This is a genomic window from Altererythrobacter chaiwopuensis (genome assembly GCF_054957755.1).
In genome coordinates this window covers 1,555,292-1,575,355 of record NZ_JBTXJG010000001.1, presented here as the reverse complement: position 1 = coordinate 1,575,355, position 20,064 = coordinate 1,555,292, and the positions used below count along the sequence as shown (strand labels likewise).

The following is a 20,064-nucleotide window of genomic DNA, read 5'->3' as shown; positions in this document are numbered from 1 at the left end:
TGCCGATATTGGTTATAGAGGTACAGGGCGCTTACTTAACCTGGCGGAGGGCCTTTTGCCGCAGAAGATCGATCTTGAACAACTTTGTGCCGACAAGGGGCTGCGGATCACCGAACAGCGCCGCGTGATCGCGCGCGTGCTGTCCGAAAGCGCGGACCACCCTGATGTCGAGCTGCTGCACGAACGTGCCTCTGCCATTGATCCGAAAATTTCGATCGCCACGGTCTATCGCACGGTCCGCCTGTTTGAAGAGGCCGGCATACTCGACCGGCACGATTTCGGAGATGGGCGGGCACGTTACGAGGCGGCCCCCGAAGCGCATCATGATCATCTGATCGATGTCGAAACCGGCAAGGTGGTCGAATTCGTCGACCCGGAACTGGAGGCGCTGCAGCGCGTGATCGCGGAGCGGCTGGGCTATCGGCTGGTCGATCACCGGATGGAACTTTATGGCGTCCGCCTCTCGCGCGACGACTGACGCGGAACTGCGTGCGGCCGCGGCGCGCGGCGAACCCACCAAGATTAGCCCGATGGGATGGATGCGCCTTTATTGGCGCGCATTTCAGCTGGTATTGGCCCTCGTGGTGCTGGTGCCGCTGCACTATCTTTACCGGCTGCTTGCCTATGGCTCTCCCTTCCCGATGTATTTCCTGCGCTTTGCCACGCGGGTTTGCGGCGCGCGCGCAAAAGTGGTGGGCACGCCGCTCAAGCGCGACGTATTCTTCATCGCCAATCATGTCTCGTGGCTCGACATCCTCGCAGTCGCCGGGGCTAGCGGCACTGCCTTCGTTGCCAAGGCGGAACTGGCGGAAGTGCCGGTGGTCGGGTGGCTGGCAAGCCTCAACCGCACCGTATTCGTCAAACGTGAGAACCGCATGGGGGTGGCAGCGCAAATCAACGCCTTGCGTGAAGCGCTGAGCGACAACTGGTCAGTCACTGTCTTTCCCGAAGGCACGGTGACCGACGGCCATTCGCTGCTGCCCTTCAAGACCAGCATGCTGCGCGTGCTGGAGCCACCGCCCGCCGAGGTGCTGGTGCAGCCAGTGATGCTCCATTACGGCGAGATTGCCGAGTGGATCGGCTGGGTGGGTGAAGAGACCGGGCTGAACAATGCCAAGCGGGTGCTTGCCCGCAAGGGCTCATTCCAGCTTGAGCTGCATTTCCTCGAGCCGTTCAGCCCCGAAGACCACCACGGGCGCAAGGCCATCGCGGCAGAGGCGCGGGGCCGGATCGAGGAGGCGCTGGAAAATGCGCTGGGCAAGCCGTTGCGTGAATTCGAATACTCGGTCGATCCGGTGCGTTACCGCGCACCCGAGAAGCAGTACCCGATCGAATAGGATTACAGCCCGGCGCCCACCAGCCAATCGTGGAACAATCGCACCGGACGGAATTCGAGCGCGGCAGGCTTGCACACAAACCAATAGCTGTATGGGCTTTCGACCTCGACCCCGTAGAGATCGGTCAGGCGGCTGTCGGCGGCACGGCGCATGTGATCATCATGCATGATCGCTATGCCCAGCCCTTGCGCCGCGGCGGCCAGCATCAACTGGCCCGAATCGTAATGATCGATCGCTGTCGGCTCGAGATCTTCCAGCCCCAGCGCTTGCTTCCACGCCTCGAAACTCGAAGGCAGCTCGTTGTGGATCAGGAAGGTCTGCTTGGCGAGTTTCTCGATATCGGGGGTATCGCCCAACGCCTGCGCCAATTCCTTGCTGCAGATCGCATGGACCATGTTGTGATCGAGCCGCACCGCGTGCAATCCCTGCCTCGGCCCGCGCGACAGAATGATCGCCGCGTCAAGCGTGTCACCCACTCGGTCCTCAAGATGCGGGCCGGTGTCAATGTCGATGTGGAGCAGGGGGTGGCGCTTGCGCAATTCGCCCAGATGAGGGAACAGTCGCTGGCTGCCGAATAGCGGCAAGACCCCCAGCCTCAGGCGCAACAGCGAAATATTGTCAGACTGGCTTTCGACCGCACGGGCCAGAGCCTCGAGGTGCGGATTGACCGCCTCGTAGAAGGCCTGCCCCTCGTCAGTGAGCTGCATTGACTGGCGCGCACGGGTGAACAATTTCTTGCCGACGAATTCTTCAAGATTCGTGATCCGGCGCGACAGCGCCGAAGGGCTCAGCCCGATTTCCTCGGCCGCCGCGCGTGCCGAGCCCAGGCGCACCGTGCGCATGAAAGCCTCTAGGGCGCGAAGGGGGGGAAGGCGGCGGCTGGGCATCTGGCGAATCTCCTTCGACTGATACGCATTGCGCGCCGAAAAGATGCAGAAAATCGAACCTCAGGGCTGATTTTTATTCATTGCTTGCTGTTCCCGCATCTGCGGGAGCGTGCAGCCGAAGCCGGGTAACGTGGGTTTCGTCGCCTGCAGTAACTTCGATCCGCCAACCGCTGGGATGCTCCACCACCGCACCGACCGCAGGCACCTGTTCGGCCAGGATATAGGCGAGCCCGCCCAGCGTATCGACCGCTTCGTTGACTTCGGCCAGGCGCGGATCGACGAGCTCGGCGACATCATCCAGTTCGGCACGGGCGTCGCAGTCCCACATTCCATCGCCGATCGGCACAATCAGCGCTTCGGGCGCGTCATCATGCTCATCTTCGATTTCGCCAACGATTTCCTCGACCAGATCCTCGATCGTGATCAGGCCGTCCGTGCCGGAGAACTCATCAAGCACGATGGCCAGGTGCACTCTCCGCGCGCGCATATCCGCCAGCACGTCCAGCGCGCCGCGCACCTGCGGCACGTAAAGCGGCTGACGCATCAGCGTGGTCCAGTCACTGGGTGGAGGTTCGCGTTTCGCCAGATAGGGGAACACGTCCTTGATGTGAATCATGCCGATCACTTCATCGAGCGTGTCGCGATAGACCGGCATACGCGAATGCCCGTTTTCGCTGAAGGCAGCGACCAGTGCATCCCAGCTGGTTGTCGCTTCGACCGCGATGATCTCGCTGCGTGGCACCGCCACGTCATCCGCATCGTGCTCGCTGAAGTGCAGCAGATTGCGCAGCATCTGGCGTTCGACCGGCGAAAGATCGCCATTGCCTGCCACGGGCTGGCTTTCGCTGCCCTGCTCGTCCTCGTGTTCGTCGATCGCTTCTTCGAGCTGCGCGCGAAGGCTGCGGTCGCCCTCACCGATTCTCAAGATCCTGCGAATCGCGGACATCAGCCCGCTGCTACTGTCCGCGTCTCCCGCGGGGGATGGGGAATCGGGCATGGCCCTAAACTTCGTCGCTCCTGTTAATCACAATCGCCATATGGGTCTGCGATACCCAAGTTTGCAAGTATCGCAATCTCCAAAGCCTCCATCTTGTCCGCATCTTCCTCACTTGTCTCGTGGTCATGGCCGGAAAGATGGAGCAATCCGTGCACGATCAGATGTGCGGCATGGTGTTCCAGCGGCACGCCCTTCTCCGCCGCTTCGCGCACGCAAGTGCCATGGGCGAGTGCAAGATCGCCCAACATCTCGGGCGGGCCTTCCGGTGCGAGCTCAAGCAATTCCGCACGGATCAGCATCGGGAAGCTGAGGACATTGGTGGGTTTGTCGCGCCCGCGCCATTCGCGGTTGAGCGCGTGAACTTCCTCGTCCGAGGTGAAGAGGATCGAGGTTTCGAGGCGTGGGTTGGCCAGTTCGGGCGCGATTGCCGCGCAAGCCTCCGCCACGCGCAAGGCCAGTGCTTCCCATTCGCCTGCAGGCCAGCTTTCGATGTCGATATCGAGATTCATCAGTTTTTCGTCATTCCCGCAAAAGCGGGAAACCATGTCATAGAAAGGGTGCCTCCGCATTGGATTCCCGCGTTCGAGGGAATGACGGACCGAGATATTGCTCGGTTCATCGCAGCAAGTGCACGCTTGATGCCCATATGGAACACATGGAACAGGGTTCAAAGGATAAAAAGCGGCCCCGCCCGATCTGCGGAATCAGGTGCGGGTGCTGGAAGGGATCTATTGGTGCGGCCATGCCCCACCATAGCGCGATCAAACCGGCGTAGGAAACGCGTTCAAGCCTGCCCGATGGCTGAAGGGGGTGGCAAATAGGGCAGCACTCAATATCCGCCCGGTGGGTCGCTTGCCGGGAAGCTCTCGTCGAGGTTTTCGTCAGTCTCCGTCCACTCACCTCCGGGAGGGTCGCGCATGGCTTCGGGGCCTGCATCCCGAATGTCGGTGTGGTGGTTGTGGGGTTGGTCAGCAGCATAAGCTGCGTTCACAGCACGATGTTTTGGTTTCAACCGTTTGTAGCCGATGAAGCCCAACAGGCCGAGGGCGGGCATTCTAAAGATCATAGTCGCGCTCCACCGATCCAACCTCTTCACAATTTTCTTGTGCGCCCATGGCCGACAAGTCATTCTACTACCATACCTTGCCAGATGGAGAGTGTCATGAAGGGTTTTGCCGACGACATTGAAAGCCTGACGGAAGCCAACAGTGACTTCCGCCGCGTTTTGTACACCGGGCATAATCTTCAACTGGTGCTGATGTCGATCAAGCCTGGAGAGGAGATAGGCGAGGAGGTTCACGATGATCGGGACCAGTTCTTCCGGATCGAGGCTGGAGAGGGTGAAATCTCCATCGATGGCACGGTGTATAAGGTTAAAGCAGATGATGGGGTAATCGTGCCCCAAGGCGCAAAACACAATGTGAAAAGCGTCGGGTCAGAGCCCCTCAAACTCTACACGATCTATGGTCCGCCGGAGCATCTGGACGGAACTATTCACAAGACCTGCGCCGACGCAAACGCCAGCCACGAACACTTCGACGGCAAAACTACCGAATAAGTGTTTTCGGCTGTCTTTTCAGAAGGAATTGTTCGCACTTAAGCGAACAACAGAAATCCGCACTGATCGGCATGGCTTTACGCAGGGCCGTATCGGCGCAGGCACCTTCGAAACGCCGGAAGATGGTTTTCATCTGAAGCATCTCTCAAGCGTTGCAGGACATGCCGTATTTCGGGATCATCGATCTGCGGGATCAGGCGGCGGTGCTGGAAAGGGACTGTTGGTGCGGACATACCCCTGCCAAAGCGCGATCAAACCGGCGTAGGAAACGCGTTCAAGCGTGCGCGATGTCTGCAAGGGGGTGGAATCGGATTCAGGCAAGCCTCGCGGTTTTCGGCTCATGGCCACGAACTTGAATCCCTACTACCCAGCAGCCACGCTAGCCCGACAAAGCCTCTCTGACAGTGCTATCCGTATGCTTTCGCGGCGGGCCACGTTGGGCTAACCAGTCAAGATGGAGGTTAGTCTCGCCAATCTGATTCAAGTGGCTCTGGCCACTATCGCCCTAACAGGCGTGGCGTTTAGCCTAGGCCGCCCACGTCTTCACGCCGCAACTGCATTGATGATGATGGCGGCTATCTGGATGGTGTTCAACATTGTGGAGGAAGCGGCCGGGTTTCGGTCTATCTGGGTTGTCACACCGGCCTTTCGGTTGCTCTTCCCGCCGCTCTTTTATCTGCTCATTAGAGGCTTGATCTTTTCCGGGTCAGCCCTGCGCCCCGCCGATGCGCTGCACATCCTGCCATTTATCATCGGCCTGGTGCTTACCGGTTCACAGCTTGACCTTGTCGAGCATGGAGCGCGGTTGAGCCTGCTGATTTATGCCGGCGCTTCGGCGTGGCTTGTTCACCGTTTTCACAGAACTTTGCCGGAACGGCGCTCGGACGCGGCGCGCATCCGACTGAACCTGCTCTATGGGCTAATCGCGGTGTTCGTCGTTAATGGGGGCTTCGACAGCTTGCGCATGGACGGGCGCTGGCTGCATGACGAATGGCCCTGGCTCGCCTCCAACGAAGCCTACATCGTCCAGCTGAGCGTGTCGCTCGCCATGGCGGCGGGGCTAATCTTCATGGCAGTGCGGCGTGAAAATTTGTTCGAAGGCCTGCCGCCCGACAGCCTTGAGGAGGAACCGGCGGAAATTCAGCCATCGGGCGAACCCAGTCTCGATTCATCCAATTTCGCGCGGATCAAGCAGGTGCTACACCAAGAAGCGCTCTACACCGAGCCCCGTCTTACGCGCGCCGAACTTGCCGCTGAAGCCGACCTGAGCGAGCGGCAGGTTTCGCAAGCTATCAGGCAGGCGACGGGGCAAAATTTCAACGACTATATAAACGCCCTACGCCTACAGGACGTCTGCGCCATGCTGGAAAGAGTATCCGCCGGTCAATCGCGCGCCACCGTGCTTGAGATCGCCTTCACCGCCGGCTTCAGTTCGAAATCGGTCTTTAATGCAGCGTTCAAGCGTGCGTTCACGCAGACACCCACCGCGTGGCTTGCCATCCGGCGCGATGCTGAGCGAGGTACTTCCTCCGTCGATTGATCCAGTCAGGCCGAGCGTCCGGAATTTTCCGCACGTGCGGATTCCGGATCTCGGACGACGCGGCGCTTCTTAACCCTTTAGGCCTTGCCGTCTCGATCCACAAGGAGACGAACATGTTCCGCGCCAAACCTTGCCTTTTCGTCCTTCTCATCATCTCTCTGCTCCTGCTCCTGCTTCTGCTTCTCAGCGGCCGCGGCGCGCCGGCAGCGCTGAAACCGCCCGAACGGGCGCCGGCTTATCTCATTCACGATGTCGCCGTGCTAGACCCATCGGAGAGCGCGCTTTCGCCGCCGCAGGACGTGCTTGTCGTCGGCGAGATGATCGAGGCAGTTGGTGACTTGGCGGGGCGCACTCTTCCTGATGGCGTCCGCTTGCTTGACGGGACAGGGCTCGTCTTGACGCCCGGCCTAATGGATCTGCATGTTCATGTCTTCGATGAGGCCGATCTGGCGGCCGGCCTTGCACACGGCGTGACCACGATCCGCAATCTTGGCGGCATGCCCTTTCACCTGCCGATGGCGCAGCGTATCGCAACCGGGCGGTTAGCCGGGCCGCGCCTGATCACAACCGGCACGATCCTGAATGAACGCGGCGGCCGGAACACCAATCCGCTCCAGACACTTGTGTCCGGACCGCGAGAAGCGCGCCGGGCTGTGAGACGTCAGTACGAGCAAGGTTATCGGCGCCTCAAACTCTATTCCAACTTATCGCATGAAAGTTTTGCAGCCATTCTGGCCGAGGCCGACCGCTTAGGCATGAGCGTCAGCGGACATCCTGTTGAGGGCACGGAGGCGGACCCCATAGACATTGCAGCCACGCTGGCGGCGGGGTTTCGAACCATAGAGCACGCCGAATCAATCGTCTGGCATGGTCTCGACGACGAAACCGATCCGGAGCGCATGCACCAGCTCGCAGCGGAATTCGCGCGCACGGGTGTGACGGTTTCCCCGACCCTTGCTGTGCACGCGAATCTCGCGCGTATCGTGGAAACCCGCGGCGCCCACCTTGAGCGCGCCGACATGACCGGTTTCAACCCGGTCATCTTCGATTTTCAGCAAAGCGAATACGAGTACTGGTCTAACCAGGAGACAAGCGACCGTCCTCGCATGCAGGCGGCCTACGAAGATTTCACTGGCGCTCTTCACGCCGCCGGTGTCCCGCTTGTCGTCAGCAGCGACGCCGGAGTGATGGCCACGCCGCACGGCGTCTCTGCGATCGAAGAACTGGAGGCCCTTGTGCGCGCCGGACTGACGCCGGTCGCCGCATGGCAGGCCGGTACGATCAATGCGGCTGTAATCATGGCGCCGGAAGTCCGCGCCGGCCGCATCGCGCCAGGGCTGGCTGCCGATATGGTGCTGCTCGACGCCGATCCGCGAAAGGATTTCCAGATATTGCGCCGACCGGTTGGCGTGATGGCCAACGGGTATTGGTACGATGAGGCCGCGCTGGAAAATCTGCGAGATGTGTCGCGCCGTCCGAGTGAGTGGCGCACGCGTTGGCGACTTCTGGAGCATGTATTGGTGCGGTAGGGTGTAAGAAAGATTCGAACACCAAATCCTGATTGCTAACGTCCGCAACTGGTGCGTTTGGGGACATTCCCCCCGAACCTACTCCGCCTTCCCCTCATAAGCCTCGACGATCCGGCCCACAATCGGGTGGCGCACCACGTCGGCGGCGGTGAAGCGGGTGATCGCAATGCCTTCGACGCCTTCCAGCAGGCCAACCGCATCGGCCAGCCCCGATTGCCCGCCCCCACCGGGAATGTCGACCTGCCTGGGGTCGCCGCACACGACCATGCGGCTGTTCTGGCCGAAGCGGGTGAGGAACATCTTCATTTGCTCGCGCGTGGTGTTCTGCGCTTCGTCAAGGATGATGAAGCTGTCGGCCAGCGTGCGCCCGCGCATGAAGGCGATCGGCGCGATCTCGATCTCGCCACTGGCCAGCCGCCGCTCAACCTGCTCGGGCGGCATGCAGTCATAGAGCGCGTCATAGAGCGGGCGAAGATAGGGATCGACCTTCTCCTTCATATCGCCGGGCAGGAAGCCGAGCTTTTCGCCCGCCTCCACCGCCGGGCGTGACAGGATCAGGCGCTGCACGCTGCCGCTGATCAGCTGGCTGACGGCCTGTGCCACCGCAAGATAGGTTTTGCCGGTGCCCGCTGGGCCGAGTGCGAAGATGATGTCATCCTTCGCCAGCTGGCGCATATAGGGGATCTGGTTGGCGCTGCGCGGCACGATCGTTTTGCGGCGCGTGCGGATCATGATTGGCGGGGCCTCATCCTCGCCCGAGATGATCCCTTCCAGCGTCGGCTCGTTCGACATGGCGATGAGCGATTCAATCGCGCCTGCATCAAGGTCTTCGCCGCGCGCCAGCCGATCATACATGGTCTGAATGGTGTCGCGCGCGCGCGCCACGCTGTCTTCCGGCCCCTCGATCTGCAATTGGCCGCCGCGTGCGGAGATGAACACGCCCAGCCGATTTTCGACCTGAACCAGATTGGCGTCGAACTGGCCGAACAGTGCGCCCAGCAGCGACTGATCCTCGAAACTCATTTCGATGCGCGCGCGGCGCGGCTTGGTTGCAGGGAAGGCGGAAACCGTGGAACCGGTCTCGCCCGGATGCTTGTTAGCGGGTTTACGTGCCATGCGCTCCTTTCGAACTCGATATTGTTGAATTTAGGCTCTTGGCCGAGCCTGACAAGCGCTCTTGTGCCGTTGGCCGAAGGATATCCGCCATTCGTCCTTTATCTTTTGATTTTATAGGAATTTGTGCGTTCATCTTGGAATGAAACAGCACCGTGTAATCCCAATTCGCCAGAACTATGCAGCACTTGCCCTGATCGGTGCTGCGATGTTTCTGTTTCCATCCCCAGCCGCGGCGCAAGCGGAGGATGACCCGTCGATTTTGGTCGAGGGCAACCGGAAGCAGCAGGAAGTCGCTGCGCGCCGCCTGGCTAAGGAGGTTGTTGGTCGCCTGCAGTTCGGGCGCCCGTTACCACGCTTTTTTGAGCCGCTGTGCCTCGCTGTGGCAGGAGTCAATCCCGCCGTGGGAGAAAGCTTTGCGGCGCGTATAATTGAAAATGCCAAGCGCGCAGACGTGCCGGTTGCCGATGGCGAATGCCAGCCCAATGCCCTGGTTATCCTGTCGCGCGACGGGCGTGGACAGCTCAGCGCGGCACGCAAGAACTATCCTCACTTGTTCGACAGCTTGAAGAAACTTGATGTGAAAAAGCTGCTCAACTCGCGCGATCCGGTCTTTGCCTGGCAGGTAACTGAGGTGCGCGGAGTGGATGGCAGGGAATTTTCCGGAATGCAGATGAACGGAAACGAGGTGAAGGTAAACAGCCAGTTCCAGATTGGCAGACTGAATCAGCCAATCCGGATGGACGTGACCGCAGCGGTCGTCCTGATCGATACCGGCGCGGTTGCCGGTAAGACAGCGATACAACTGGCCGATTACGCCAGTTTCCGCCTGTTCGCCACGACTGACGAAATCTCGGAAGAGGCAGCAAGCAGCCTACCTACGATTCTTTCGCTTTTTCTTGCTCCCGAAATGGCACCACCTGAACTATCAGACTTCGACCTAGCCTATCTTCGCGGATTGTATGCAATGCGCGCGAATGCGCCCGGAACTGCGCTGTACGATTCCACAATTCGTTCCATGAACAAGGATGAAGGCGACTAAAGTTGCAAGCCTTTGAGCGAGTTTGGCCCGGCTTCGGCGAGTTCGACCGTGACCATATCGCCAATCGCGCAGTCGCCCTCGAACCACACGCTTTGCAGCCAGGGTGATTTGCCGAGCCACTGGCCGTCGTGCTTGCCCTTGCGTTCGACAAGCACCTCGCAGATCTTGCCTACGCTGGCCTGATTGAACGCAAACTGGTCGCGATTAAGCGCGGCCTGAAGGCGCTGGAGCCGTTCGTCCATCACCTCGCGCGCGATCTGCCCATCCATGGTCGCGGCGGGCGTGCCGGGACGGGGCGAATATTTGAAGCTGTAGGCCTGCGCATATCCGACCTCGTCCACCAGGCTCAGCGTATCCGCGAACTCGGCCTCGGTCTCGCCCGGGAATCCGACGATGAAATCGCCCGACAGCGCAATGTCGGGCCGGGCCGCGCGGAACCGTTCGAGCAGCCGCAAATAGCTTTCCGCCGTGTGGCTGCGGTTCATAGCCTTCAGCACCCGGTCAGCCCCGCTCTGCACCGGCAGATGGAGATAGGGCATCAGCTTGGCGACCTCGCCATGCGCGGCGATCAGCGCCTCATCCATGTCGGCCGGATGCGAGGTGGTGTAGCGAATCCGCTCGAGCCCATCGATTTTGGCAATCGCGCGGATAAGCCCCGCCAGCCCCTGCGCGCACCCCTTGTCATCCTCGCCGGACCAGGCATTGACGTTCTGGCCCAGCAGCGTGATCTCGCGCGCACCGGCTTCCACCAGTCTCTGAGCTTCGATAATCAAATCACTGAACGGACGTGAGATTTCTGCCCCGCGCGTATAGGGTACCACGCAATAGGTGCAGAACTTGTCACACCCTTCCTGCACGGTGAGGAAAGCGGTGGGGCCGATCTTGCGGCGTTGCGGGAGCGAATCGAACTTGGCGATCGCAGGCATGTCGGTATCGGCCGCGCGTTCGCCCTTCACCGCCTTGTCGAGCATCTCGGGCAGACGGTGATAGGCCTGCGGGCCGACCACCATGCTCACCGCCGGGGCGCGCGCCATGATCTCTTCGCCCTCGGCCTGTGCGACGCATCCCGCAACCGCGATCAGCGGCTTTTTGCCGACCGCCTCACCCGCCTTCACTAGCCGGCCGATGTCGGAATAGACCTTCTCGGCGGCCTTCTCGCGAATGTGGCAGGTGTTGAGCACCACCAGGTCCGCCTCTTCGCCTTCCGGCGCGGGCGTAATGCCGCGATCGCCCAGCAGCTCAGCCATGCGCTCGCCGTCATAGACGTTCATCTGGCAGCCGAAGCTCTTGACGCGGTAGGTTTTGGGGGCGGGGGACGGTTTCATTGGAGGCGGCGCTTTAGCGGGAAGGTTCGCCCCTGCCAAGGACTGTGCGCTCCTGCGCAAGCGCGAGCATAGTTGCGGCGGATCAGCCTGGGTTCCTGCCTGCGCAGGAACTCACGAAAGTGTGGCAGCGCGCCGAAGATCCTTCTCGCGGCCGAATAGTTCGAGGATGGCAACCAGCTCCGCACGTTCGGGCACGAACACATGGACGTCACCGCAACGGACTATCGCGCGCGATTGCACTTGCACCGACAGCCATTGTCCGCCTCGCAAAACCTGAAGCCCGGCCATGAATTCGACCGGCAAGGCGGGCTCGCTCCACAGGCCAAAGCGTTGCGAGCGGAACATCGCCTTGCCCGCATCGGGCGTGTCGGCGAGCGACAGGCGTTCATAAAGCGCGTCAAGATCTCGCCGCGAGACGATCACATCGATATCGGCGATTTCTCCCGGATCGCCTCCGTGGAGTGCCACCGCCGCGCTGCCGATCACCCAGCAGTCGTCGCGCGTATCGCGCATGACTTGTGCGAGCTGCGCCAATGAGGCGGCTAGCGCAGGATCACTCGGCTTCGCCATTCTTTCCCGGCTTCTCCCGCCGTGCCACATGCACGCAAGGTTCGGTGACAGGCGCGCCCGCGCCGGGATGCGGTTTGCCGGGCGTGCCGCATTCGACCGGGGGCTTTGCGATCGCGTAGCGTTTCACGATTTCATGCGCGTCCGAACGGTCATACGCAGCAATCCAGGTGATGCAGTCAGCCAGCTGCCTGATCTTGTGCTTGGTGAACCGATCCGCTTCTGGCGCACAGTTGACCACGAACAAATCCGCCGCCGGGGCAGAGCGGAACTTGCGAAAATAGCGCAGCGCCTCGCCGCGTTCGTTTATTACCGTGCGGTTGGCGGCATTCACCATCGAATCGCCACGATAGAAGGGCGAGACATTGAATGCATAGGCCCTCACGTCCGAATGAACGATGGAGACCTCGGTCGCGAGCGCGCCGCCCAGCGAGTGACCGGTCACAATCCACGGTACATCATCGCCCCAACGCTCTTTCTCGGCTGCGAAGTATCGCAGCGCGATGTCTTTCTGGTCGTTCTTGACCGAGCCAAACCAGATGTCTCGCGCACCGTCGAAATCGGTTCCGCGGAATGCAACGATGCGCGCGATCAACCTGCGCTCTGCACTCTCGCGTGGCGGGGCGAACTGCTCAAAAACCTGATAGTCGAAGCCCGTTTTCGAGTCCGCTTCATCGATCGGCAGCCGCTCGATCCGCTTCAACAGAGGTTCGAGGCTTCCATAAGCGTCGCTATCGCCCAGATAGGCATTGGTCGAGGCGAGTGCATAGGGATAGCTTTCTGCTGCCGCCTCACGCACAAATCCGCACCAACCGCCCGGCTCCATCCGGCACGGACTGCGCGACTGGGTGATGTCAGCATAGGTGACACAGCCGCTGAGCAGCAAGGCGAGCGAAGGGAGCGCTATTCCCCGCAACGCGTTTCGCGTCAGCTTACCCAACCACTGCCTTCACAATCTTGCCTGGTTCACGCGGGGGTTCACCCTTGGGCAGCGCGTCAATGTGTTCCATGCCGCTCTCGACCTGGCCCCACACGGTGTACTGGTTATCCAGGAAGCGCGCGTCATCGAAGCAGATGAAGAACTGGCTGTTGGCGCTGTCTGGCACGGCGGTGCGCGCCATCGAGCAGGTGCCGCGCACATGCGGTTCGGCGCTGAATTCGGCCTTGATGTCAGGCCGGTCGCTGCCGCCCATGCCGGTGCCGGTGGGATCGCCCCCTTGCGCCATGAAGCCGGGGATCACGCGGTGGAACACCACGCCATCGTAAAAGCCTTCCTTTGCCAGCTCGGTGATCCGCTCGACATGGCCGGGGGCAAGATCGGGGCGCAGCTTGATCACGACATCGCCGCCTTCTCCATTGCCGGTGTCGAGGGTGAAAGTCAGTGTATCAGCCATGCGTGAATCTCCTTGGGGCTCCTGCGCGCCGATATAGAGACTTGTGGGCATGAGTCACCCCCAAGGCGGCTTGCAGCCTTGCTTTTCATGCGCCCGAGCCTAGACCGTGCGCATGTCCGAAGACGTGCGCCTTGACCAAGATGAGGACCTTCTGCTGGCCGATGCGCCGGAAGAGGAAGGCCCGCACCCGGACGACCGCATCGACGACGAGCGCCACGACGAGGAAAACCGGCTCAAGCCCGAATATGTCCGTAGCGTGCGCGATGCGCTTGATGAAGGCGACAAGGGCGCGGTCTATGACCTGGTAGAGCCGCTCCACCCGGCCGACATCGCCGATTTGTTCGAGCTGCTCGACCGCGATGACCGGACTGCGTTGGCGCGCGCGATCACCGACCTGATGAGCTCGGAAGTGATCGCCGAACTCAACGATTATGTTCGCGAAGACATGATGGAGGCGCTGCCGGCAGAGGCTGTTGCTTTCATCGCCGAACAGCTCGAAACCGATGACGCCGTCCAGCTGATCGAGGATCTCGACGAAGAGGACCAGCAGGCGGTGCTGGCCGAACTCGATGCGGAAGACCGCGCCGCAATCGAAAGCGCGCTGGCCTATCCCGAAGAAACCGCCGGGCGCCTGATGAGCCGCGACTTCGTGGCCGTGCCCGAGCACATGAGTGTGGGCGATGTGATCGATTACCTGCGCGGGCGGCATGATCTGGCGACCGATTTCTTCGAGATCTTCGTGGTTGACGAGCGGCATCACCCCGTCGGCACCTGCGCATTGAGCTGGATCCTCACCACGCCGCGCAACATCGCCTTGTCCGACGTGATGAAGCGCGACCAGACGCTGATCCCGGTCAGTACCGACCAGGAAGAGCTCGCCCTGATGTTCCAGAAATACGCGCTGATCTCGGCCGCGGTGGTAGATGAAAGCGGGCGGCTGGTCGGCCAGATGACCGTCGACGACGTGGTCCACATCATCTCCGAAGAGGCGGGCGAAGACGTGCTGCTGCTGTCGGGCGCGGGCGAAGGCGACATCAACGAGCCGATCCGCGAGGCTTATGGCAGCCGCGTGCGCTGGCTGATCGCCAATCTTGGCACGGCGCTGGTCGCAAGTTTCATCATCGCCATGTTCGGCGCCGCGATCGAAAAGCTGGTGGCGCTGGCGGTGCTGATGCCGATCGTTGCCAGTATCGGCGGCAATGCCGGCACTCAGACCATGGCGGTGGCGGTGCGCGCGATCGCCACCAACCAGCTGACCCGCGCCAATACCTGGCGCATCGTCAGGCGCGAATTGCGCGTCGCTCTGCTCAATGGCGCGACCATCGCGGTGTTGATCGGCCTTGGCACGGCGGCCATTTTCACGCCGCAGCTGGGCGCGGTGATTGCCACTGCGATGATCATCAATATCATCGTTTCGGGCATGGCGGGCGTGCTGGTGCCGGTGATGTTCGAACGGCTCAACCAGGATCCGGCGGTTGCCTCCAGCGTGTTTGTGACGATGATCACGGATTCGATGGGCTTCTTCGCCTTCCTGGGGCTGGCGGTGGCAGCGGGGCTGGCTTGATCTTGTCAATGCTAGGGTCAATGCGGGGGTCATTGCGGGGAGCCGCGCGGGCGGCGGCGCGGCAATCCTTGGTCCACAGTTGCGCCAAGCGGTAAGGCCGGAAGCTGGATTGCCTCGCTTCGCTCGCAATGACGGAAAGAGACATTAGATAGCCCCCATGCCGCTGCACATGACCAAGATCGCCTTCGGGGCGAAGAGCTGGAGCGATCTCGCCAGCTGGTTCGAAAACCGCGAGCAATTCCTCATGACCACGCGTTATCTGCCCAAGCGGCACGAAGAGATGGTGGGCGGCTCGCTTTACTGGATACTCGACCACACACTGGTCGCCCGCTCACCGATACTGGGCTTTCCCAGGGCGAAGGACGGGCGCTGGCATATCGAGCTTGAGCCGCGGCTGATCCGGGTCCACCCCCAGCCCAAGCGCGCGCATCAGGGCTGGCGCTATCTCACCGAGGAACAGGCCCCGCGCGATCTCGATGCGGGCGAGGATGCAGGCGATGCCATGCCCGGCAGGCTGGCTGGCCAGTTGCAGAAACTTGGACTGATCTAGGGTCAGATGACAATGCATCCTCTCGCCGTGCTGTCGCGCCGCTGGCCCTTCGCCAATGGTTCGGGGCGCTTCATTGATCGCTGGGCGCGCGGGATCAATCTCGGCCACGGCCCGCGCGAAGTGCGCACCAGCGACGGCTTTTCCATGAGCGTGCTTGCCGACGACCATATCGGCCGCCACCTGATCCTGTCAGGCAAGTTTGACCGCAGCGTGGTCCAGGCCCTGCTTGACCATGCCCTGCCGGGTGACTGCCTGCTCGATATCGGCGCCAATATCGGCTACGTCAGCGGCTGCATTCTTGCCCAGGTGCCCGATGCAACGGCGATCTGCATCGAACCGCAGCCGGAAGTGTTCGAACTGCTCGAGCGCAATCTTGCCCAGTTTGGCGAGCGCGCGCTGGCTCGGCAGATTGCACTGTCAGACGCCGCAGGCGAGCTGCGCTTCCGCATCGATCAGGCAAACCGCGGCGCATCGCGCATCGATCCTGCGGGCGAAATCCGCGTGCCAACGGCCAATGCGGGCGACTTTCTGCGCGGCCTTGAGCGCCTCGAACTAATCAAGATCGATGTGGAAGGCCACGAACTGCCCATCCTGGAGTCGATGGCCGATGAACTTGCGCGGCTCCGCCCCCGCGCGATCCTGTTCGAGCATCATGGAACTGAGGCTGCACCTTATGGAAAAATCGGGCGGATACTGAACGAGATCGGCTACACCGTCTTCGGCGTCCGCAAGCGATTGCTGCGGACACAGCTTGTGCCGATCACCTGCGCGGCCGATTGCCGGACGAACGACTATCTGGCGCTGCTGAAAGCTTAGGTTCTGGGATCTAGCCTTGCTGCGCCTTGCGCAATTGCTCCATCACCAGCCGCACATCGTATTTGGCGTCTTCTTCGGGTGGCAGCGCATATTCGGCATAACTTTGCGCCAGCTCGTCCATCCGTTCGGCAATCCGCACCGTATTGTAGCCGTGGCTGACCACAAAGCGCCGAAGCGCCAATATCTGCGGCACCACGATCGCGGCGAAATCTTCCGCCGGCATGCCCGGCTTCATGAACTGCTCCGGGCCAATCGCGGTATAGACCCAGCCGGGGATGATCGTTCCGGCATGGACATGCGCGGGCAGATCTTCGCGCAGGCTCTCGGTCAGACCCAGCACGGCGTGCTTGGCGGCGATATAGGCGGCCGATTGCGGCACGGCGCAGAAGAAGCTATTCTCGCTGCCGGTGTTGTAGATCGCCGAGGGTGCATCTTGAGCAATCAGGCGCGGCGCGAAGGCGCGGCAGCCATGCCAAACGCCCCAGAAATTGACATCGAAATGCGCCCGCGCCGCATCCGGATCGACCTCCCACAGCTTGCCGCGCGGCCCGCCAACCCCGGCATTGTTGAGCAGCAGGTGCACTTCGCCCAGCTGTTCGAATGCCGCATCGGCCAGCGCCTCGACCTGCGCCAGATCGCCCACATCGCAGGGATGGGTCAGCGCGCCAGGCAGCATTCCCGCAGCCCGTTCCAGCCGCTCACCCGGCAGGTCGGCCAGCATCACCTTGATGCCTTGCCCCGCAAGTTCGCGCGCAATCGCCAGCCCGATCCCGCTCGCCCCGCCGGTGATTACTGCGGACTTCGGATGCCATATGTCGCTCATCAACTTACCTCTCAACCGTCATCGCGAGCATAGCGAAGCGATCGATGGACCGCCATGGATTGCCACGCCGACTGCGTCGGCTCGCAATGACGAATCAGGCAACGGAAACGCTTTTCTCCGCCACGCGGCGCAGCGCATTGACATAGGTTTCGGGCGATTGCGCGCCGGGGATCATGAACTTGCCTCCCGTTGCTCCAGACACGATCATTGCCGGAACGCCCGAGATATTGAGATCCCAGGCCAGCCGCTCTTCCGCCACCACGCGGGCTTCGAGATCAGCGTCCGCCAGCGCCGCCTTGGCTGCTTCGCGGTGCAGACCTACGCTGGCAGCGATATCGAGCAGCACTGTTTCGTCCGACACGTTCCGGCGCTCGTTGAAATGGGCCTTGAACAGCGCCAGCTTGAGCTGTGTCTGCACGCGCGGCCCGGCCTCTTCCAGCGCCCATGTCAGCAGCTTGTGCGCGGCGCGGGTGTTCCACATCATCGCTGGCGGTGCCTCGCCCTCCCCCTCGTAAACGAGTGAAACCCCGGCACTATCGGCAATCGCCTTCATCTGCCCGCGGACCGCCTCGCCTTCCGCCGCGCTACGGCGGTATTTGCGCTGCAAATGCGCCTCCTGCTCTTCGCCGCTGGCAGGCATGTCGGGGTTGAGCTCGAAGGGGCGCCAGCGCAATTGCGCCTCGATCTCGCCTTCAAGTTGGGTCAGTGCCTTGGTGAGCTGGCCATAACCAATCAGGCACCAGGGGCACATGACATCGGAGTAGATGTCGATCGTCAGGCGATGGGGTGCTGTGTCGGTCATTTGTCGAGCCACCATGCTATCAGTTGATGCGCGATTGCGAAACGCTGCGGAAACAGCAGGTCGTCTGTGCCTTCCGGCCCGGCGGCGCGCGCCGCCTCCAGCTCATCGCGAGTGAACCAGCGCGCATCGTCAAGCTCGGTCTTGTCGATCGTCAGCTCGGGATCGTCAGTCACCGAATAGCAGCCGATCATCAGCTGGCTGGGGAACGGCCATGGCTGGCTGCCGATATATTGCACGTCGCGCACCGTCACGCCCGCCTCTTCCTTCACCTCGCGCGCCACCGCTTCCTCGATCGTCTCGCCCGGCTCCACGAAGCCTGCCAGCGCAGAAAACATCCGCGCGGGAAAACGCGGCTGGCGGCCCAGCAACAATTGGCCATCGTGCTCGACCAGCATAATCGTGACCGGATCCGTGCGCGGGAAGTGCTGCGCATGGCATTCGGGGCAATTGCGCTGCCAGCCGCCCTTGGCAGGACTGGTCACCGCCCCGCAGCGCGCGCAGAAGCGGTGCCGCGCGTGCCAATCGACCAGGCTGCGGGCACCGCCATAGGTCGCCAGTTCGCCCGGCTGCAGCGCCTGCATCGCCGCCCATATCTGCGGATTGGCATAGGCCGGCCCGGTCGCACCCTGATCCGGCACGGCAGCGAAGCAGGCCTTGCCTTCGAGCAAGCCGAGGAAGCAAAGCTCGGCATCCTCCGCCACATCCGCCAGCGTGCCCCATTCGAGCGCGCCCATTTCATCAAACACAGGATTGAGCCCGTCGAGCTTGAGCACCCGCGCGCGCCAGTTCATCTGCGCGGCCAGCGCATCGTCATCAACCCGGATCTGGTCTGCCCGCTCGATCGGCGAGCCTGAGAAAGCGATCGATCTTATTGCGGCCATCAGATAGCGCCAGCCTTCATCGCCGCCAGGTCCTGTTCCAGCGCGGCGAGGAACTCGTCGCGCATGGGATAGGCTTCGGTTGGCATATATTGCGTGTACAGGCCGCTGCGCAGTCCCGAACCCATGTCGACTGCGGAAAGCGTTCCCGCCGCCCCTCCCCAGCCATAGGTCTGCCCGACCACCCGGCCGCCTGCGCCAAAGCCCTGGCCAGCCACCCAAGTGCCTTCGGTCGTTGCTGTATCGGGCAGGATATTCGATGTGCCCACGCGCACCGCCAGATCGCCCATCACCCGTTTGCCGTCAATCTTGCCGTAACCGGCCAGCATCTTGAGGAAGCGGTCATAGTCGCGCGGGCTGGAAACGAGGCCCGACCCGCCCCAATGCACCGGCGGGCTGTCGAGAAAAATCGAAGCCTGTGCCGGGTCGATCGGCAGCGGCATCCCTGCCAGCACCCCGTAATTGTCGGTCAGCCGCCCGACCTCGCTCTGCGGCACCTGAAACCAGGTGCTTTCCATCCCGCAAGGATCGAACAGGCGCTGCTGCAGGAAGTCCGCGAAGCTTTGGCCGGATGCAACCTCGATCACCCGTCCCAGCAGGTCGAGCCCGACCGAGTAGCTCCAGAATGTGCCCGGCTGGGTAATCAGCGGCAGCGTTGCCAGCCGGTCAGCCCAGACCTCCAGACCCGGCGCCGACTTGGCAATGGGGATGCCGGGAATGGGCATGCGACTGATTTGTCCGCCCGAAATCCCATTCTCGCGATAGGCGACAAGCAATGGCCCCTTGGTAACGATGTCATAGCCCAGCCCCGCAGTATGGGTCATCAATTGGCGCGGGGTGATCGGGCGCTCTGCCGGGACGGTATCGTCAAGCGGGCCGTCCGCACGCCTGAGCACGCGCATCTCGGCAAAACCGGGCAGGAAATCGGCGATCGGCTGATCAAGCCCCAGCTTGCCATCCTCCACCAGCATCATGGCGGCCATGCCGGTAATCGGCTTGGTCATGGAATAGATGCGATAGAGACTGTCGAGGTTGGCCGCTGTCGTACCACCAAAGCTTAGCGTGCCGCGCGCAACGCTGTGCGGATCGCCGCCACCCATGCCGAAGCTCGCAACCATATTGGCGACCTTCTGGCTGCCGACATAATATTCGACCCGCTCCGCCACGCGGGGCCACATCGCGCTGACATCATGCGCCCGCAGCAAATCGCGCCCGAACGGTACCGAAGCCAGCGCACCGGTGGCGGCAAGATAGGCAGAGCCGCGAAACATTGCGCGGCGCGAAAGTGCTGAAGATTCAAAGCTGCGGAATGCCATTATTGCGTCCTCGAGTGAAACTTGTT

22 protein-coding genes are annotated in these 20,064 nt (G+C 61.8%); 9 read left to right on the top strand and 13 right to left on the bottom strand.

What is annotated here, in order from left to right; translation table 11 throughout:
* Window positions 1-55: 55 nt before the first annotated feature.
* Complete coding sequence (locus ACX2DJ_RS07820) at window positions 56-478, top strand: Fur family transcriptional regulator (protein WP_462571908.1); 423 nt, start codon at window positions 56-58, stop codon at window positions 476-478.
* The gene (locus ACX2DJ_RS07815; protein ID WP_462571906.1) at window positions 450-1,337 is read left to right on the top strand and encodes a lysophospholipid acyltransferase family protein; all 888 of its coding nucleotides are present in this window, start codon (window positions 450-452) and stop codon (window positions 1,335-1,337) included. The genes ACX2DJ_RS07820 and ACX2DJ_RS07815 overlap by 29 nt, the downstream gene beginning before the upstream one ends.
* Window positions 1,338-1,339: 2 nt before the next feature.
* On the opposite strand, the gene ACX2DJ_RS07810 is transcribed toward ACX2DJ_RS07815, so the two are convergent.
* From ACX2DJ_RS07810 to ACX2DJ_RS07795, 4 genes are all read right to left on the bottom strand, one after another.
* Window positions 1,340-2,224 (bottom strand): LysR substrate-binding domain-containing protein, encoded by an 885-nt coding sequence (locus ACX2DJ_RS07810; RefSeq protein ID WP_462571905.1) that lies wholly within the window; start codon window positions 2,222-2,224, stop codon window positions 1,340-1,342.
* Between the two features lie 73 nt (window positions 2,225-2,297).
* Entirely contained in the window at window positions 2,298-3,170 is an 873-nt protein-coding gene (locus ACX2DJ_RS07805) for a hemolysin family protein (protein WP_462571902.1), read from the bottom strand.
* Window positions 3,171-3,244: 74 nt separating this feature from the next.
* Window positions 3,245-3,730, bottom strand: coding sequence for an rRNA maturation RNase YbeY (gene ybeY, locus ACX2DJ_RS07800; RefSeq protein WP_462572571.1), 486 nt, complete (start codon window positions 3,728-3,730; stop codon window positions 3,245-3,247).
* A gap of 320 nt (window positions 3,731-4,050) precedes the next feature.
* Window positions 4,051-4,287: a hypothetical protein gene (locus tag ACX2DJ_RS07795; protein WP_462571901.1), complete on the bottom strand. Its 237-nt coding sequence runs from the start codon at window positions 4,285-4,287 to the stop codon at window positions 4,051-4,053.
* Window positions 4,288-4,383: 96 nt separating this feature from the next.
* On the opposite strand from ACX2DJ_RS07795, the gene ACX2DJ_RS07790 reads away from it, so the two are divergent.
* The 3 genes from ACX2DJ_RS07790 (at window position 4,384) to ACX2DJ_RS07780 (ending at window position 7,848) form a co-directional block, all read left to right on the top strand.
* Window positions 4,384-4,779, top strand: a complete 396-nt coding sequence (locus ACX2DJ_RS07790) for a cupin domain-containing protein (RefSeq protein ID WP_462571900.1) — start codon at window positions 4,384-4,386, stop codon at window positions 4,777-4,779.
* Window positions 4,780-5,233: 454 nt separating this feature from the next.
* Window positions 5,234-6,319, top strand: a complete 1,086-nt coding sequence (locus ACX2DJ_RS07785; protein WP_462571899.1) for a helix-turn-helix domain-containing protein — start codon at window positions 5,234-5,236, stop codon at window positions 6,317-6,319.
* Between the two features lie 113 nt (window positions 6,320-6,432).
* Complete coding sequence (locus ACX2DJ_RS07780; protein WP_462571898.1) at window positions 6,433-7,848, top strand: amidohydrolase family protein; 1,416 nt, start codon at window positions 6,433-6,435, stop codon at window positions 7,846-7,848.
* A gap of 78 nt (window positions 7,849-7,926) precedes the next feature.
* On the opposite strand, the gene ACX2DJ_RS07775 is transcribed toward ACX2DJ_RS07780, so the two are convergent.
* On the bottom strand, window positions 7,927-8,964 hold the full coding sequence (locus ACX2DJ_RS07775; protein WP_462571897.1) for a PhoH family protein: 1,038 nt from the start codon (window positions 8,962-8,964) through the stop codon (window positions 7,927-7,929).
* 139 nt (window positions 8,965-9,103) lie between these two features.
* Here ACX2DJ_RS07775 and ACX2DJ_RS07770 point away from each other — a divergent pair, with 139 nt between their 5' ends.
* A complete protein-coding gene (locus ACX2DJ_RS07770; RefSeq protein ID WP_462571896.1) occupies window positions 9,104-10,003 on the top strand; it encodes a hypothetical protein in 900 nt (299 codons plus the stop codon).
* On the opposite strand, the gene miaB is transcribed toward ACX2DJ_RS07770, so the two are convergent.
* The 4 genes from miaB to ACX2DJ_RS07750 form a co-directional block, all read right to left on the bottom strand.
* Entirely contained in the window at window positions 10,000-11,328 is a 1,329-nt protein-coding gene (gene miaB / locus ACX2DJ_RS07765) for a tRNA (N6-isopentenyl adenosine(37)-C2)-methylthiotransferase MiaB (RefSeq protein ID WP_462571895.1), read from the bottom strand. The two genes, ACX2DJ_RS07770 and miaB, sit on opposite strands and share 4 nt — an antisense overlap.
* A 111-nt stretch (window positions 11,329-11,439) precedes the next feature.
* Window positions 11,440-11,898, bottom strand: coding sequence for a hypothetical protein (locus ACX2DJ_RS07760; protein WP_462571894.1), 459 nt, complete (start codon window positions 11,896-11,898; stop codon window positions 11,440-11,442).
* The gene (locus ACX2DJ_RS07755) at window positions 11,882-12,811 is read right to left on the bottom strand and encodes a hypothetical protein (protein ID WP_462571893.1); all 930 of its coding nucleotides are present in this window, start codon (window positions 12,809-12,811) and stop codon (window positions 11,882-11,884) included. The genes ACX2DJ_RS07760 and ACX2DJ_RS07755 overlap by 17 nt, the downstream gene beginning before the upstream one ends.
* A 16-nt stretch (window positions 12,812-12,827) precedes the next feature.
* Window positions 12,828-13,289: a peptidylprolyl isomerase gene (locus tag ACX2DJ_RS07750; RefSeq protein ID WP_462571892.1), complete on the bottom strand. Its 462-nt coding sequence runs from the start codon at window positions 13,287-13,289 to the stop codon at window positions 12,828-12,830.
* A gap of 112 nt (window positions 13,290-13,401) precedes the next feature.
* Between ACX2DJ_RS07750 and mgtE the strand changes: the two genes are divergently transcribed.
* The 3 genes from mgtE (at window position 13,402) to ACX2DJ_RS07735 (ending at window position 16,219) form a co-directional block, all read left to right on the top strand.
* On the top strand, window positions 13,402-14,853 hold the full coding sequence (mgtE, locus tag ACX2DJ_RS07745; RefSeq protein WP_462571891.1) for a magnesium transporter: 1,452 nt from the start codon (window positions 13,402-13,404) through the stop codon (window positions 14,851-14,853).
* Between the two features lie 157 nt (window positions 14,854-15,010).
* The gene (locus ACX2DJ_RS07740) at window positions 15,011-15,403 is read left to right on the top strand and encodes a DUF1489 family protein (RefSeq protein WP_462571890.1); all 393 of its coding nucleotides are present in this window, start codon (window positions 15,011-15,013) and stop codon (window positions 15,401-15,403) included.
* Window positions 15,404-15,409: 6 nt separating this feature from the next.
* Window positions 15,410-16,219: an FkbM family methyltransferase gene (locus ACX2DJ_RS07735; RefSeq protein WP_462571888.1), complete on the top strand. Its 810-nt coding sequence runs from the start codon at window positions 15,410-15,412 to the stop codon at window positions 16,217-16,219.
* A gap of 10 nt (window positions 16,220-16,229) precedes the next feature.
* On the opposite strand, the gene ACX2DJ_RS07730 is transcribed toward ACX2DJ_RS07735, so the two are convergent.
* The 4 genes from ACX2DJ_RS07730 to ACX2DJ_RS07715 all read right to left on the bottom strand — a co-directional run bounded on the left by ACX2DJ_RS07730 (window position 16,230) and on the right by ACX2DJ_RS07715 (window position 19,993).
* Window positions 16,230-17,042, bottom strand: coding sequence for an SDR family NAD(P)-dependent oxidoreductase (locus ACX2DJ_RS07730; protein ID WP_462571887.1), 813 nt, complete (start codon window positions 17,040-17,042; stop codon window positions 16,230-16,232).
* Window positions 17,043-17,136: 94 nt separating this feature from the next.
* Window positions 17,137-17,844: a DsbA family oxidoreductase gene (locus tag ACX2DJ_RS07725; RefSeq protein WP_462571886.1), complete on the bottom strand. Its 708-nt coding sequence runs from the start codon at window positions 17,842-17,844 to the stop codon at window positions 17,137-17,139.
* On the bottom strand, window positions 17,841-18,725 hold the full coding sequence (gene nudC / locus ACX2DJ_RS07720; RefSeq protein ID WP_462571885.1) for an NAD(+) diphosphatase: 885 nt from the start codon (window positions 18,723-18,725) through the stop codon (window positions 17,841-17,843). Before nudC ends, ACX2DJ_RS07725 begins: the two co-directional genes overlap by 4 nt.
* Complete coding sequence (locus tag ACX2DJ_RS07715) at window positions 18,725-19,993, bottom strand: serine hydrolase domain-containing protein (RefSeq protein ID WP_462571884.1); 1,269 nt, start codon at window positions 19,991-19,993, stop codon at window positions 18,725-18,727. Before ACX2DJ_RS07715 ends, nudC begins: the two co-directional genes overlap by 1 nt.
* Window positions 19,994-20,064: the final 71 nt, after the last annotated feature.